Genomic DNA, 14,278 nt, shown 5'->3' with positions numbered 1-14,278 from the left:
ATTCCTCTCTCGTGTGTTTCTATAAATTCTTGGTGGCGGTGAGTGCCCCCAATCTTGCAGTAATCTCGAAAAAACTCAGTCGCCGTTTTATCGATAATCTGTTTGCCAGTCTTAACCTCGTCAATCAAACCTCTTGAATCAACCCATCGGGTACATGATTTCCCGGCTGATCTTGTAGATCCGCTTCATCATCTCGGGGCTAAGTTCCAGATCGGCAGCAGCAAAGATTTCCGGCAGCTGGTCGGTGTGCGTTGCGCCGACAATGGTCGACGCGACAAAATCATGCTGCTTGGACCAGGCAGTCGCCAGCGTCACCGGGGCAACGCCCAGTTCCTCGGCAATCGCCATGAAACGCTTGGTCGATTCTTCCGACTTCGGATTGACGAACCGCTCCGCCATTTTCTTCTGTCGACCGCCCATATTCAAATAGGCTGAAAAACGCGCACCCTCGGGCATCGCGCCGTCATTATATTTGCCCGACAGAGCCCCGCCGGCGAGCGGAGAATAAGGGATCAGGCTGACGCCCTCCTGACGGCAGACCTGCGCCAGTTCATCCTCGAAGCGGCGGTTGTTCATGCTGAAATTATTCTGGATCGTGCAATAGCGGGCGACGCCCAGCCGCTCCGACGCCTCGAGCGATTTCATCAGGCCCCAGCTGGTTTCGTTCGAGCAGCCGATCGCGCGGATCTTGCCTTTGCGCATTTCCTCGTCGAGCACTTCCATGGTCTCGTCATAGGCGGTGCCGTGATCGGGCCAGTGAGTCTGGTAAAGATCGATATAGTCGGTCTGCAGCCGCTTGAGGCTGTCGTCGAGTGCCTTGACGATATTGTGGCGATCCATCGCTGTCATGCCCGCGCGCTGGGCCGATTCAATCCAGCCATGGCTTGGACCGGAGACCTTGGTGGCGATGATCAGGCTGTCGCGATCCTTGCCTTTCATCCAGCGGCCAACGATATTCTCGGTCTCCCCTGCCCATTCCCGTTTTGGCGGGACCGGATAATTTTCTGCGGTATCGAAGAAATTGATTCCGGCTTCAACCGATTCATCCATGATCCGGTGCGACATGGCTTCGTCGGCGCTGCTGCCGAAAGTCATCGTGCCCATGCAGATTTCGGATACATATATCGGGCTTCGGCCCAGACGGCGTTTCTTCATGCAAATGTCTCCGGGAGATAGGGTTTCGGATTAACTGTGCGGTTAAGGTCCATAGCTTGCATCGGTTGCGAAACGCAATCCAATTTCTCCGCCCCCTAGCCTGCCTGACCGAGAACCACGCAAGCAAGGAACATCAGCAGACCGGCGAAGCGGTTGGACCGGAACTTGGCGAGCGCATCGTCCCCGTCAGCGCTTTTCAGCGTCCCGACCTGCCACAAGAGGTGCAGTGCAATCGGAGCCAGAGCCGCGAGACCAAGCCATTGCGGACGCAACAGCCAGAAGGCCGACGCCCAGCTCGCCAGAGCGATCAGGTAGAAGACCAGCACCCCGGACCGGACATTCTCGCCCAGTCGCAATGCGCTCGATCGTATACCGACCATAGCGTCATCTTCTTTGTCCTGCAGCGCATAAATAGTGTCAAACCCGATCACCCAGAATATCGATCCGAAATAGAGCAGGCACATCGCCCAGTGGAATTGCGGATCAATCGCCAGCCAGCCGACCAGCGCCCCCCAGCTGAACACCATCCCCAGCCAGGCCTGCGGCCACCAGGTGATCCGCTTCATGAACGGGTAAGCGGCGACGAGAGCCAGACTGCCCAGCGCTACCAGCTTTGCCACCAGGTTGATCTGCAGCCAGACCAGCAGGCCGACAAGACACAAGAGTGCCAGCCAGACCCAAGCTGCTTTCAACGATGTGACGCCGCTGGCCAACGGCCGCGAGCGGGTTCGCTCGACTTGCTGGTCGAGATCGCGATCGACGATATCATTATAGACACAGCCCGCGCCGCGCATCGCGATTGATCCGAGCAACAGCCAGACCAGCAGGTCCCAGCGGTCAATCGCACCGCCAGCCAGCGCCACGCCCCAGGCGCAGGGCCAGAACAATAGCCACCAGCCGATCGGGCGGTCAAAGCGGGCGAGAAGGGCAAAGGGCCGGGCAGCCGCAGGCAGCAGGCCGATAATGCCCTTATGTTCGGAATCGGGGACGATCTGGTTGGACGGGTCGGACATGCTAGTCGCTTATCGCTATTTCCCTGGTTCGTCATCCTGAACTTGTTTCACGCGTCATCCTGAACTCGTTTCAGCACCTCCCTCTGACATGCGGATTCTTCCGAAAGAGATGCTGAATTAAATTCAGCATGACGAAAACGGAAGCTGGCGCTAAACAATATCCATGCCAGCCACACCCGCTTATCCCCCGCACAGCGCGCCGCGCCTTTATGTCGATGTCGAACTATCCGATGGCGCTGAAATCCGGCTGGACGGTGGCCATGCCCATTATCTGCTGAAAGTGATGCGGATCAGGCAGGGCGACCCGATCAAGCTGTTCGACAACCGCACCGGTGAATATCTTGCCCATGCAACCGCCTTGGGCAAACGCGACCTGATTCTGACAATCGATGGCAAGACCCGGGAACGGGAAGCGGTGCCCGATCTCTGGCTGTGCACGGCGCCGATCAAGAAGGATCGGTTTAACTGGATCGCGGAAAAGGCAACCGAACTGGGCGTGGCCCGAATCATTCCGGTCCAGACCGAGCGGACCCAGGGTCACGGTATCAAGGTCGAGAAACTCCGCGCCCATATGATCGAAGCCGCCGAGCAATGCGAGCGCACCGCCCTGCCCGAGCTTGATCCGCTGACGGGCCTGGCCGATATGCTCGAGCAATGGCCCGCAGACCGCCATCTCTTCTTTGCCGACGAGCGCATCCATCAAAGCGGTGAAGGCAGCTTCCGCAAGGCGCTGGTGGCCCATGACGGCCCGGCTGCCATCCTGATCGGCCCTGAAGGCGGTTTCTCCGACGCCGAGAATGCGATGATCCGCGCGCTCGACCGGTCGGTGGCGATATCGCTTGGCCCGAGAATCCTGCGAGCGGAAACCGCTGCCCTGGCGGCGGTCAGCCTGTGGATGGCGGGCCGCGGCGACTGGAACGACTGAAAACCCTTGGTTGGCACGGAATCGGCGACAAGGTTCCGATTTGTATAATCGTCTAAATTAACGTGGAGAAACCGAAATTTAACCAATTTTTCAGGGTATTCCTCTACCTATCTGGACCATGAAGTGGGGACAAGATTTTCCGGGACTGACCATCCCGAGGAATTTAGTCGCGGTGGGAAAGATGCTTTCCTGCCTCGTCTTGATTTGTGCTGCCCTATCCTTCTCCACGACCGTCAGGGCCCAGATCGTCACTCAATATACGATCAGCGAGCCCGGCGGCTCGAACGATATTGTCGCTGCACGCACTTGCGGAACCGGAACCGGTGGGACCGGAGGGTCGCCCCTGGTAAAGAATTTTTCGGTCGGCACCAATTTTACCGTTGCCGACGTCGATCTGGGTTTTCTCGCTTCCCATGCCTATCGCACAGATATCCAGGTCATTTTGCAATCCCCTGCAGGAACGCGCGCCATTCTGGTCGTTGGCACAACCTCGGGGGGAAACAATAATCTGAACGTCCGGCTGAGCGACGAGTTCAGCCCTGTGGTAAACAGCGGGACGCATGGTAACGACAGTTTAACCCCGACGCCGAACCCTCCAACCACGAGCTATGAGCGACAATATGCTCCCAACAACCCGTTGAGCGTATTCGACGGACAAAATTCGATCGGGACCTGGCGCATGGAAATCTGCGACATGTACCCGGCCGCCGACGACGGGAATTTTCTGAGAGCAGACTTGTGGCTGACTTCAGCACCGACCAATTTTGCCGACTTGTCGCTCGCCAAGACGGTCAGCAATGCGACCCCCGCGAACGGTGCCAATGTCACCTACACGCTCTCCCTCACCAACTCCGCCGCATCGAACCAGACCGCTGCAGCGACGGTCAATGACATGCTGCCGCTCGGCGTGACCTTCGTCAGCGCGTCCGGCTACGGAACCTATGACAGCGGCACGGGCATATGGACGGTGCCGTCGATTGCGCCCGGACAGACACGCGCCATCAGCATAACGGTCAACGTCACGGCGACATCGGGAGCCACGGTTACCAACACCGCCGAAGTCGCGTCATCCAATCGGGCTGATCCGGATTCATCGCCCAACAACGGCATTACCGGCGAAGATGACTACGCCAGCCGGTCTTTCACCGTATCGGGTTCGCGCACGGCAGGCATTCCGCCCAGCCTGACCAGCGTCTGTCCGGTGTCCAACCAGATATTGTTCGACTGGAACGGCAAGGCATGGGTGGGTGGTTCGACCAATAACAGCTATACGGTAGCCGGTATCGGTTCGATCAATTTCAACATCAGCAACACGGGCGGCACCTATGACGATGGCTCGCCCGCCGTGAACAGCAACAATTATGGCAGCCTCGCCAGTACCGAGCAGTCGCTTTACCAGAACCTGCAGTTCACCAATCAGACGCAGACGGCAACGACCCTGCTGACCCTGCCGACGGCGGTACCGGGGCTTCAGTTCACGGTTTTCGACATCGACTATGCCAATAATGATTTTTCCGACAAGCTGACGGTCGTCGGCAGGTTCAATGGTGCGACCGTTTATCCGACGCTCACCAACGGGGTCGCCAACTATGTCACCGGCAATGTCGCGATTGGTGATGCCGGATCCAATTCCAATTCGGCCAATGGCAATGTCGTGGTTACCTTTACCTCTCCTGTCGACCGGGTCGAAATCATCTATGGCAACCACACGACAGCACCGGCCGATCCGGACGGACAAGCCATTTCGATCCATGATATCAATTTCTGCCGTCCGGCGACCACCATGAGCGTCACCAAGATCAGCTCGATCATCAGCGACCCGGTCAACGGCACGACCAATCCCAAGCGTATCCCGGGCGCCATCGTCCAATATTGCATCCTGATCAGCAACAGCGGGTCGGCAAGCGCCGCTTCCATAGTCGCGACCGACAGCCTTGCCGGCGCCTTCACTTACACGCCGGGGACGATGAGGAGCGGCAGCAATTGCGGATCGGCGGCGACGGTGGAGGATGACAATGCTGCCGGCGCCGACGAAAGCGACCCCTATGGCGCGTCATTGGCCGGAACCACGCTCACCGCGACTGCAGCGACCCTGGGACCGGCGAGCAGCTTCGCGCTTACCTTTCGGGTCACAATAGACTAGCCGCGGCGCTTCAGCCGCACCAGTATTTCATCGAGTGACGACAGAAAGCGCGAGCGATCGGCTTTGCTGAATGGCGGCGGGCCGCCGATATTCTCTGTTCCTATGCCAGCGCGCAGATCGGCCATGATCGCGCGTGTCGCGACCGCTGCGCCAATAGAATCGGCGGTGAACGGCTTGCCGTTGGAACCGAGGACAGACGCCCCTGCCTTCACGCAGCGGTCGGCCAGCAATATGTCGGAGGTGACCACGATCGTGCGAGCCCCGGCGCGTTCGGCGACATAGTCGTCGGCAGCATCGAATGCATCGCTGACCACCACGCGGCTGAACAGCGGATGATCGGGCACCCGGAACGGGCTGTTGCTGACAATCACCACCGCCACCTGATGGCGGTCCGCCACCCGGTAAATTTCTTCCTTTACCGGGCAGGCGTCCGCATCAACCAATATCTGGATGGCAGTGGTCATCGTTTAATTCAGTCGGCTTTGGGTTCGCGGGACTTTCCGCCTTCAAACGGCCGCTTCCCGCGATGCGGCTTTTTGTCGCCACCGCCGAAATTGCCGCCGGAACCGGATTTGCGATCACCTTTGAAATCGGATTTCTTTTTGAAACCGCCGCCAAATTCGCGCTTTGGTCCGCTACCGTCAGAACCGCCTTCACCGTCGGGCTTGCGCTTCTGGTAAGGCTTGCCGCCACCACCCGGTTTGTCACCGAATTTCTTGTCGCCAAACTTGTTCTTGCCGAACTGCTTGCCGCCTCGCTTCTTGCTGGCGTTGCTATAGTCGCGCTGGCCACCACCGTCGCCGCGGCCGCCCTTGCGGTTGCGCTTGGCTTCGTCGCGTGGCTTGCCCTCGAACTGGGTGATCACGATATCATCGGTATCATCCCCGCCGGCTTCTCTTTTTTCCGCGATGGCGGCGGTAAATTTGTCCACCACCCGGCGCGGAATTTCGAACAATGTATCGTCGCCGTTGATCCGGATCGCACCGATTTCATTCTTGGTGATATGGCCCCGGCGACACAATACCGGCAATAGCCAGCGTGCGTCTGCCCGCTGATTGTGACCGACGTTCATCTTGAACCAGACCGTGTCTTCAAATCCCGGACGCGGACCGCCTGGCGCGGGTTGCGACTGGGCACCGCGATCGAGCATCTGCTCCGGCGCCGGCATTTTCGCGCGGTGCGACTGAACCAGCATCGCCGCGATTTCTTCCGGCGTTTTTTCCGCCATCAGGCGTTTCGCCAATGCCAGATCATCCTCGTCAATCTCGACCGGCTGCAGCAAGGTTTCGATCAGCCGCTCGGCGTCATTCTTGCGAATGTCGGCACGCGTCGGCGCATCTTTCCACTCGGCATTGATTTTCGCGCCGCGCAGCATGGATTCAACGCGCTTGCGCCGCTGGTAAGGCACGATGATAACCGCCGTACCCTTCTTGCCAGCCCGTCCGGTACGACCGGAGCGATGCTGCAATGTCTCGGCATCGCGCGGCATATCGACATGCACAACGAGGCTCAGGGTCGGCAAATCGAGGCCACGGGCGGCAACATCGGTTGCCACGCAGACCCGCGCGCGTTTGCTGCGCAGGGCTTGCATCGCCTGGTTGCGTTCGCTCTGCGTATGTTCACCGGACAGCGCCACGGCACTGAAACCGCGATCGACCAGGCTGGCGTGGAGACGGCGCACCGCTTCGCGCGTGGCGCAGAACAGCATCGCTGATTCCGCTTCATGGAAGCGCAGCAGGTTGACAACGGCATTCTCGGTGTCAGCCGGCGCAACGGTGATCGCCTGATAGGCAATGTCGCCATGGCCGCGGTCTTCGCCGACGGTAGAAATGCGCAGCGCGTCATTCTGATAGCGTTTTGCGAGGTTGATGATCGGTTTCGGAATGGTTGCCGAGAACAGCAAGGTCCGACGCTTTTCGCCGGTTGCATCGAGAATTTCTTCGAGATCTTCGCGGAAGCCCATGTCGAGCATTTCATCGGCCTCATCGAGAACCGCCGCCCGCAGGTTTTTGAGGTCGAGCGCGCCGCGTTCGAGATGGTCGCGCAGGCGGCCCGGTGTACCAACGATGACATGCGCACCGCGGCGCAGCGTACGCCGCTCCTTGGAAGCATCCATACCGCCAACGCAGGTCGCGATTTGCGCACCGGCAGGCTGATAGAGCCAGGTCAGTTCGCGACTCACCTGCAGAGCAAGTTCGCGAGTCGGCGCGATGACCAGAGCCAGCGGTTCGACCAGAAACGGGAAGCGCCCGTTGTCGTCGAGCAATTGCGGTGCCATCGCCAGACCAAAGGCGACGGTCTTGCCGGAGCCGGTCTGGGCAGACACGATAAGGTCGCGGCCATCCGCTTCGGGTTCCAGCACAGCGGCCTGAACCGGCGTGGGCTTGTCATATTCGTGCGCCGCAAGCGCTTCTGCGAGAAGCGGCGATAATTTCGAGAAAGGCATAATATCTGTATTCCGTGGCAAATGTGAAAGCCGCGCGGAACTGCCAGTCGCCTGCGGTTTATGAAGAATATGTTGTTATTAAACGGTCCGCGCTGGGGATCATATTGCCTTGCCGGCAGCATGGCCACTCGCCCAAGCCCATTGAAAATTATAGCCACCGAGCCAGCCGGTAACATCAACCGCTTCGCCAATAGCATATAAACCCGGCACTTGACCAGCTTCCATATTTTTGGACGAAATCTCCGCTGTACTTATCCCGCCAGCGGTGACTTCGGCCTTGGCAAAACCCTCGGTCCCGTTGGGCATGAAGCGCCAGTGGGACAGGCGGCGCGCCGCCTCGTCCAGCTTCTTGTCTGTGAGATTCCCCAGCTCTCCTTCGAGGGCGATCCGTTCGATCAGCGTCTCGGTCAGGCGGGTCGGCAAATGGGCGTTGATTGCCTTTTTCAGCGACAGGCGGGGCAATTGTTTCTTGGCCTGACTGAGCCAGTCACTCTGCAAATCGGGCAGAAAATCGATTTCGACCGATTCGCCATGCTGCCAATAGGATGAAATCTGGAGAATCGCCGGCCCCGACAAGCCCTTGTGGGTAAACAGAGCGGCTTCCCGAAATGCGGTTTTTCCGCAGCGCGCGGTCACGGGAGCGGATACGCCGGACAAGGACCGGAACAGGGTCTCTTCCCCGCCCAGGGTCAATGGCACCAGCGCTGGCCGCGGTTCGACTATCTTCAGCCCGAATTTGCGCGCCAGATCATAAGCGAATCCGGTCGCGCCCATTTTCGGGATCGAAGGACCGCCGGTGGCAATCACCAGGGACGGAGCGAAAGCGGTTTCTCCGCCATATTCCACCCGGTAGCGGCCATCGCTGTGACTGATATCGGTGATCGCCTTGCCAAAGGACATTGTGACGGCTTGTTCAGGACATTCCGCCAGCAACATATCGACAATCTGCCGCGCCGAGCCGTCGCAGAACAGCTGGCCCAGCGTTTTTTCGTGCCAGTCGATGCCATGGCGATCGACCAGCGCGATGAAATCGGCAGCCGTATAACGGCTCAAGGCCGATTTCGCGAAATGCCTGTTCTGCGACAAATAGCGATCGGGCGAAGTGCCAATATTGGTGAAATTGCAGCGCCCGCCGCCGGAAATCAGGATTTTCTTGCCCGGCTCGTCGGCATGATCGATCAGCAAAACATTCCGCCCGCGCTGGCCGGCCACGGCTGCACACATAAGCCCGGCGCCACCGGCTCCGAGTATGATTGCGTCATGATGGGTTGGGAGATTGGCCATGAATTATCGGAACTGCTTTCTCGCCAATGCTCTACCGGAGCCGGTTTTCAGATATTTTTCGAATGCCAATGCGGTTTCCTCGGAAACAAAATAGTGGAATGAAAGAAGCATCCAAGGTTTAAACTTGGCCGTATATCTGGATTTTCCAGCATTATGTTCAGCCAATCGGGCTTGAACATCGTTCGTCAAACCAGTGTAATACTGATCCGGAAATGCAACACTCTGGAGATAACATACATAGTGCATGCCGATACTGCCCTCCTTCGCCAAGGCTTCGGCGGGCAACCTACGCTCGTTCCGATTTCCAGACAATATTGCGCGGGAGAAGGAAATTAGTCTTCCAACCGTAGCTCGCAAAGCGAGCGAAGGTTGGTGGAGCCTAGCGGGATCGAACCGCTGACCTCTTCGCTGCCAGCGAAGCGCTCTCCCAGCTGAGCTAAGGCCCCCAATGGAAGAGCGCCTTTAATCCAGACGCCCTTCAAAAAGCAAATCAAAAATTACGTATCGTCAGGCTCGTCGTCGCCTTTGCCTTTGCTGACACCCAGATCATCGTCACCGCCGAGATCGACTTCATTGTCCGGGGACGGTTCATCATCGTCGATGTTGACGTCCAGATCATCATCGTCGACCGAATCCTCTTCCTTCTTCGCATCCTTCTTGGGCGCGGCTTCGAAAGGCATAGGCTGCTTGGATTTCAGAACGGCTTCGGGAACAAAGCTTTCCCCGCATTCAACGCAAGTTGCCGGGTCTTCTTTGCCCAGATCGTAAAAGCGCGTTCCACATTTCGGGCATGTGCGTTTTGTGCCCCATTCCGGTTTAACCATGGCTGGTGTCCAAATCCTGTCTAAATCAAGTCGTTGATTGGTTTAAGTCTCTACAGCGGCGATTCAAGTTTTATCTAAATCAGCCGCGAAATCCGGCGCGCCTTGCCATAGCTTTGCAGCGCTGTCAAAAGCCGTTTGATTTTCCTGCACGAATCATTTGTGCGTTCCGCAAACAAAGCTCTGTCATGACCAGCAACACTCCTCAGCCAGTAACGTTCAAGCCGTCTGGCCCGCTTTCGGGCAAAATTTCCGTGCCGGGCGACAAATCGATTTCGCACCGGGCGTTGATATTATCGACTCTGGCGATCGGCAAAAGCCGGATTACCGGACTGCTCGAAGGCGAAGATGTCCTGGCAACCGCCGATGCACTGCGGGCGATGGGGGCAAGGATCGAGAAAAAGGACGATGTCTGGACGGTTCACGGCGTCGGCGTCGGCGGCCTGATACAGCCGGAAAACGCGCTCGACATGGGCAATAGCGGGACATCGGCGCGATTGCTGATGGGGCTGGTTGCATCCCATGGGATCACCACCACCTTTACCGGCGATGCCAGCCTGTCGAAACGGCCGATGGGACGGATCATCGAACCGCTTTCCCGGATGGGCGCGGACATCCAGGCGCGCGAGACGTCGGATCATAAAGCCTGCATGCCGCTGACCGTCAGAGGTATTTGCCCGGCGATTCCGCTGGAATATCGCCTCCCGGTGGCCTCCGCACAGGTGAAGTCGGCAATATTGCTGGCCGGTCTCAACACCCCCGGCATTACCCGAATCATCGAACCGGTGCTGACCCGCGATCATAGCGAAACCATGCTCAGGGGATTTGGCGCGGACATCCAGGTCGAAACAGACGCCGATGATTGCCGGATCATATCCCTGACCGGCGAAGCGGAACTCAAGCCGCAAAAGATCAAGGTGCCGGGCGATCCTTCATCCGCCGCTTTCATGGTGGTTGCGGCATTGATTGTGCCCGGATCGGATATCGTCATCGAAAATGTCGGCATCAATCCGACGCGCACCGGCCTGTTCGACGTGTTGCGCGATATGGGCGGCGATATCCGCTTCGCGAAGAAGCGCACGGTCGGCGGCGAACCGGTCGCGGACATCCACGTCAGGCACAGCGCGCTCACCGGAATCGACGTGCCTGCAAAAATCGCGCCCAGCATGATCGACGAATTTCCGATATTGTTCATCGCCGCCGCGATGGCGAGCGGCCAGACCATCACCAGCGGCCTCCACGAATTGCGGGTCAAGGAATCCGACCGCCTGTCACAAATGGCAAAGGGTCTGGAGCTTCTCGGCGTGAAGCTGACCGAAAAAGAAGACGGCCTGACCATCGAGGGAAGCGGCGGAAAAACTTTGTCTGGCGGAAAAGCGAAGGCAATGATCGAGACCGCGCTGGACCATCGCATCGCGATGAGTTTCGCAATCGCCGGGCTGGCGACCAAGTCCGGCCTTGCAATCGATGACATCACCCCGACCCAGACCAGCTTTCCCGGGTTCGAAAATCTCCTCGCGACGCTCGCGTCCTGATGCTCGACGGATTTACAGCCAATGTGATCGGCATAGCGGGCAGCGTCATGATCGTTTCTGCTTATGCCTATAATGTCTACGCCCCCGCGGTGAACGCGTTCGTCTACAATGGCACAAACCTGCTCGGCGCGCTGTTGCTGACGATTTCGCTCATGGTGCATTTCAATCTGGCTTCGTTCCTGCTCGAAATGGTGTGGATCGCAATCGCTCTGGGCGGCCTATGGAAAGCCTTTCGCGACCGCGAGAGGCAGCAATCATGATTATCGCCGTGGATGGACCGACCGCCTCTGGGAAAGGCACGATCTCCAAGGAATTGGCGAAGCATTTCGCCCTGCCCTTTCTCGACACCGGACTGCTCTATCGCGCGGTCGGCTGGACCCTGAGGGAGCAAGGCGGCGATGCTGACAATGTCGCCGATGCATTGGCCGCTTGCGTGTTCGACGGCACCTTGCTCGACAATCCGGCGCTGCGCAGCGAAGTGATTGGCGGCCTGGCCAGCCGGGTCTCGGTCCATCCGGAGGTGAGGCAGGCGCTGGACAAACACCAGAAGGATTTTGCCTATCAAACCGCCGGCGCGGTTCTGGATGGCCGCGATATCGGCACCGTCATCGCGCCGGATGCCGATGTGAAACTATTCGTAACCGCCTCGTCCGAAGCGCGGGCCGTCAGACGTTTCGAGGAGATGAAGCGGCGCGGTGAACGGGTCAATTTTGATGACATATTGGCCGACATCCTGCAGCGCGACGAACGCGACCGGAATCGCGCCACTGCACCGCTCAAGCCCGCCGAAGATGCAGACTTGCTAGATACTACCAATTTGACTATAGACGCCGCCATTCAGCAGGCGATTGCCATGGTGAATGCGAAAACAAGCGGCCGGGACGGAACAGATCCAGCCTAGCAGACAAATGATGTGCAAGACGGGTTGGTAAGTTATCGCCCCGGCTTTGGCGCAGCTTTTGGTATTTGTGCTTGACTTCGCATCCATCAAATTTTGGCAGTTTTCTGAGGGATGCGGTGGTCGCATGAGGTGGCCGCGGCAATTTTGGTCCAAGACCGGCGGAACCAACCGCCTGGCCAGAAAAATTGACTATCAAGGAATAAACCATATGGCCTCAACGGCATTTCCAACCCGCGACGATTTCGCGGCAATGTTAAACGACTCACTCGGTGGCGAAGATCAGGGCTTTGAAGGCCGCGTCGTCAAAGGCACCGTAACCGGCATCGAAAACGACATGGCTGTCATCGATGTAGGATTGAAATCAGAAGGCCGTGTAGCGCTGCGCGAATTCGCCGCTCCCGGTCAAAAAGCCGATATTTCCATTGGCGACGAAGTCGAAGTCTATGTCGACCGTATCGAAAATGTAAACGGCGAAGCCATGCTGTCCCGCGATCGCGCCCGCCGCGAAGCAAGCTGGGACAAGCTTGAAAAAGAATATGACGAAGGCAATCGCGTTGAAGGCGTTATCTTCGGTCGCGTCAAAGGCGGCTTCACGGTCGACCTCGACGGCGCCGTAGCCTTCCTGCCCGGCAGCCAGGTCGACGTCCGCCCCGTGCGCGACGTGACCCCTCTGATGGACATCACCCAGCCTTTCCAGATCCTCAAGATGGATCGCAAGCGCGGCAATATCGTTGTTTCGCGTCGCGCCATTCTCGAAGAAACCCGCGCCGAACAGCGTTCCGGTCTCATCGAGTCGCTGGCTGAAGGTCAGGTTACCGAAGGCGTCGTCAAGAATATCACCGATTATGGTGCGTTCGTTGACCTCGGCGGCATCGACGGCCTGCTCCATGTTACCGATCTTTCCTATAAGCGGGTCAACCACCCGAACGAGATGATCAACATCGGCGACACGCTGAAGGTCCAGATCATCAAGATCAACAAGGACACGCAGCGTATCTCGCTTGGCATGAAACAGCTCGAGAGCGATCCATGGGATAGCGCTACCGAGAAATATGCGGTCGGCACGAAGCTTACCGGTTCGGTTACGAACATCACCGAATATGGTGCGTTCGTCGAACTGGAGCCAGGCATCGAAGGCCTTGTCCACGTTTCCGAAATGAGCTGGACCAAGAAGAACGTCCACCCGGGCAAGATCGTTTCGACCTCGCAGGAAGTCGAAGTCATCGTTCTCGAAGTCGATACCGAAAAGCGTCGCATCTCGCTTGGCCTCAAACAGGCCCAGTCCAATCCCTGGACCGACTTTGCGGATACGCACCCAGTGGGCAGCACCGTTGAAGGCGAAGTCAAGAACGCGACCGAATTCGGTCTGTTCATCGGCCTTGAAGGCGACGTCGACGGCATGGTTCACATGTCGGACATCGCTTGGGGCATTTCCGGCGAAGACGCGCTCAACCTCCATCACAAGGGTGAGCAGGTCAAAGCGATCGTTCTCGACATCGACGTCGACAAGGAACGTATCTCGCTCGGCATGAAGCAGCTTGAAAAAGGTGCGCCTGCCATGGGTGGTGCCGATACCGGCGGTCTCAAGAAGGGTTCGGTTGCAACCGTTACCGTTCTCGAAGTGCGCGACGGTGGCCTCGAAGTCCAGATGGGCGACGACGGTGCGACCGGCTTCATCAAGCGCAACGATCTGGGCCGCGACCGCGACGAACAGCGTCCGGACCGTTTCCAGGTTGGCCAGAAGCTCGACGCGATGATCACCGGCTTCGACCGTTCGAAGAAACCGAACTTCTCGATCAAGGCGCATCAGCTGGCGGAAGAGAAGCAGGCTGTGGAACAATTCGGTTCGACCGATTCCGGCGCGAGCCTCGGCGACATCCTCGGTGCCGCTCTGAAGAAAAAGGAAGAATAGTCCTTCCACCACACGACTATGTTTAGAAAAAGCCCACCTCTTTATCGGGGTGGGCTTTTTTCATTCCCGTGTCCCGTTTCACTACGAATCTACACACACCAGCCAAGGCCATTGAAAATAGACATGATTTCTGGCATCTATGG

General features: G+C 58.1%; 13 protein-coding genes and 1 tRNA gene. 6 read left to right on the top strand and 8 right to left on the bottom strand.

All coding sequences use genetic code 11. From position 1 onward, the window contains the following. Positions 1-138: 138 nt before the first annotated feature. Together HUO14_RS00750 and ubiA are read right to left on the bottom strand one after the other, a co-directional pair. Positions 139-1,155 carry an aldo/keto reductase gene (locus HUO14_RS00750; RefSeq protein ID WP_176277989.1) on the bottom strand — a complete coding sequence of 339 codons (1,017 nt, stop codon included), beginning with the start codon at positions 1,153-1,155 and terminating at the stop codon, positions 139-141. 95 nt (positions 1,156-1,250) lie between these two features. Further along, positions 1,251-2,168, bottom strand: a complete 918-nt coding sequence (gene ubiA / locus HUO14_RS00745; RefSeq protein WP_176277988.1) for a 4-hydroxybenzoate octaprenyltransferase — start codon at positions 2,166-2,168, stop codon at positions 1,251-1,253. A 163-nt stretch (positions 2,169-2,331) separates the two neighbouring features. On the opposite strand from ubiA, the gene HUO14_RS00740 reads away from it, so the two are divergent. Both HUO14_RS00740 and HUO14_RS00735 read left to right on the top strand, forming a co-directional pair. Then, positions 2,332-3,093, top strand: a complete 762-nt coding sequence (locus tag HUO14_RS00740; protein WP_176277987.1) for a 16S rRNA (uracil(1498)-N(3))-methyltransferase — start codon at positions 2,332-2,334, stop codon at positions 3,091-3,093. A gap of 181 nt (positions 3,094-3,274) precedes the next feature. After that, entirely contained in the window at positions 3,275-5,236 is a 1,962-nt protein-coding gene (locus HUO14_RS00735) for a DUF11 domain-containing protein (RefSeq protein ID WP_246255256.1), read from the top strand. Here the strand turns inward: HUO14_RS00735 and HUO14_RS00730 are convergent. The 6 genes from HUO14_RS00730 to HUO14_RS00705 all read right to left on the bottom strand — a co-directional run bounded on the left by HUO14_RS00730 (position 5,233) and on the right by HUO14_RS00705 (position 9,790). Next, positions 5,233-5,688 (bottom strand): YaiI/YqxD family protein, encoded by a 456-nt coding sequence (locus tag HUO14_RS00730; protein WP_176278698.1) that lies wholly within the window; start codon positions 5,686-5,688, stop codon positions 5,233-5,235. The genes HUO14_RS00735 and HUO14_RS00730 overlap by 4 nt on opposite strands. Before the next feature lie 20 nt (positions 5,689-5,708). Further along, positions 5,709-7,682 carry a DEAD/DEAH box helicase gene (locus HUO14_RS00725; protein WP_176277985.1) on the bottom strand — a complete coding sequence of 658 codons (1,974 nt, stop codon included), beginning with the start codon at positions 7,680-7,682 and terminating at the stop codon, positions 5,709-5,711. Between the two features lie 99 nt (positions 7,683-7,781). Then, on the bottom strand, positions 7,782-8,966 hold the full coding sequence (locus tag HUO14_RS00720) for a BaiN/RdsA family NAD(P)/FAD-dependent oxidoreductase (RefSeq protein ID WP_176277984.1): 1,185 nt from the start codon (positions 8,964-8,966) through the stop codon (positions 7,782-7,784). A gap of 3 nt (positions 8,967-8,969) precedes the next feature. Continuing rightward, positions 8,970-9,251 (bottom strand): GIY-YIG nuclease family protein, encoded by a 282-nt coding sequence (locus HUO14_RS00715; RefSeq protein WP_217907873.1) that lies wholly within the window; start codon positions 9,249-9,251, stop codon positions 8,970-8,972. Positions 9,252-9,336: 85 nt separating this feature from the next. After that, positions 9,337-9,412 (bottom strand) — tRNA-Ala (locus tag HUO14_RS00710). Between the two features lie 51 nt (positions 9,413-9,463). After that, positions 9,464-9,790: a TIGR02300 family protein gene (locus tag HUO14_RS00705; RefSeq protein WP_176277983.1), complete on the bottom strand. Its 327-nt coding sequence runs from the start codon at positions 9,788-9,790 to the stop codon at positions 9,464-9,466. A 185-nt stretch (positions 9,791-9,975) separates the two neighbouring features. Here HUO14_RS00705 and aroA point away from each other — a divergent pair, with 185 nt between their 5' ends. From aroA to rpsA, 4 genes are all read left to right on the top strand, one after another. Beyond that, positions 9,976-11,322, top strand: a complete 1,347-nt coding sequence (gene aroA / locus HUO14_RS00700) for a 3-phosphoshikimate 1-carboxyvinyltransferase (protein WP_176277982.1) — start codon at positions 9,976-9,978, stop codon at positions 11,320-11,322. After that, entirely contained in the window at positions 11,322-11,582 is a 261-nt protein-coding gene (locus HUO14_RS00695) for a CBU_0592 family membrane protein (RefSeq protein WP_176277981.1), read from the top strand. Before aroA ends, HUO14_RS00695 begins: the two co-directional genes overlap by 1 nt. Beyond that, on the top strand, positions 11,579-12,223 hold the full coding sequence (gene cmk, locus HUO14_RS00690) for a (d)CMP kinase (RefSeq protein WP_176277980.1): 645 nt from the start codon (positions 11,579-11,581) through the stop codon (positions 12,221-12,223). The genes HUO14_RS00695 and cmk overlap by 4 nt, the downstream gene beginning before the upstream one ends. A 208-nt stretch (positions 12,224-12,431) precedes the next feature. Continuing rightward, the gene (rpsA, locus tag HUO14_RS00685) at positions 12,432-14,135 is read left to right on the top strand and encodes a 30S ribosomal protein S1 (protein WP_176277979.1); all 1,704 of its coding nucleotides are present in this window, start codon (positions 12,432-12,434) and stop codon (positions 14,133-14,135) included. Positions 14,136-14,278 lie beyond the last annotated feature (143 nt).

This window comes from Parasphingorhabdus flavimaris (assembly GCF_013371215.1).
GTDB classification, from domain to species: domain Bacteria; phylum Pseudomonadota; class Alphaproteobacteria; order Sphingomonadales; family Sphingomonadaceae; genus Parasphingorhabdus; species Parasphingorhabdus flavimaris.
This window is presented reverse-complemented; position numbering and strand designations above follow the sequence as displayed.

Excerpts from the sequence above, each read along its gene's own strand:
- HUO14_RS00725 (WP_176277985.1), bottom strand. The coding sequence starts at position 7,682 with ATGCCTTTCTCGAAATTATCGCCGCTTCTCGCAGAAGCGCTTGCGGCG.
- rpsA (WP_176277979.1), top strand. The coding sequence starts at position 12,432 with ATGGCCTCAACGGCATTTCCAACCCGCGACGATTTCGCGGCAATGTTA.
- HUO14_RS00750 (WP_176277989.1), bottom strand. The coding sequence starts at position 1,155 with ATGAAGAAACGCCGTCTGGGCCGAAGCCCGATATATGTATCCGAAATC.
- ubiA (WP_176277988.1), bottom strand. The coding sequence starts at position 2,168 with ATGTCCGACCCGTCCAACCAGATCGTCCCCGATTCCGAACATAAGGGC.
- HUO14_RS00720 (WP_176277984.1), bottom strand. The coding sequence starts at position 8,966 with ATGGCCAATCTCCCAACCCATCATGACGCAATCATACTCGGAGCCGGT.
- HUO14_RS00740 (WP_176277987.1), top strand. The coding sequence starts at position 2,332 with ATGCCAGCCACACCCGCTTATCCCCCGCACAGCGCGCCGCGCCTTTAT.
- HUO14_RS00695 (WP_176277981.1), top strand. The coding sequence starts at position 11,322 with ATGCTCGACGGATTTACAGCCAATGTGATCGGCATAGCGGGCAGCGTC.
- HUO14_RS00735 (WP_246255256.1), top strand. The coding sequence starts at position 3,275 with ATGCTTTCCTGCCTCGTCTTGATTTGTGCTGCCCTATCCTTCTCCACG.
- aroA (WP_176277982.1), top strand. The coding sequence starts at position 9,976 with ATGACCAGCAACACTCCTCAGCCAGTAACGTTCAAGCCGTCTGGCCCG.
- HUO14_RS00705 (WP_176277983.1), bottom strand. The coding sequence starts at position 9,790 with ATGGTTAAACCGGAATGGGGCACAAAACGCACATGCCCGAAATGTGGA.
- cmk (WP_176277980.1), top strand. The coding sequence starts at position 11,579 with ATGATTATCGCCGTGGATGGACCGACCGCCTCTGGGAAAGGCACGATC.